Origin of the sequence: Falsihalocynthiibacter sp. S25ZX9, from assembly GCF_041205405.1 — a bacterium.
Classification (GTDB): Bacteria; Pseudomonadota; Alphaproteobacteria; order Rhodobacterales; family Rhodobacteraceae; genus Falsihalocynthiibacter; species Falsihalocynthiibacter arcticus.
In genome coordinates this window covers 1-341 of sequence record NZ_JBGFCD010000126.1, presented here as the reverse complement: position 1 = coordinate 341, position 341 = coordinate 1, and the positions used below count along the sequence as shown (strand labels likewise).

Sequence of the window (341 nt, the reverse complement as noted above, 5' to 3'; positions counted from 1 at the left end):
GCTGGGGAGTTGATATAGCGGACTATTCCAGCGCATCTAGCGGTCTGCGCGCGGACCTCTATTATGAAATTGCCAACACTGGCGAGGCTACGGGTGACACTTATTCTTCGGTCGAGAATATAATGGGGACTGCCTTTAACGACCTTTTGCTGGGCGACAATAATGCCAACAGTCTTTGGGGCGGAGCGGGGCATGATACCGTCTATGGGCGCGATGGGGCTGACCATCTCTTTGGTGGCCTTGGTAACGATACTTTGTCGGGTAATATGGGTAATGACAGTCTGAATGGCGGCCTCGGGGCGGATGCGCTTATTGGTGGCTGGGGAGTTGATATAGCGGAC

General features: G+C 54.0%; 1 protein-coding gene. It reads left to right on the top strand.

Going from position 1 to position 341, the window contains the following annotated elements; genetic code table 11:
• Positions 1-341: calcium-binding protein (locus AB9F29_RS21570; protein ID WP_369757209.1), on the top strand; the 341-nt coding region annotated here is incomplete at both ends.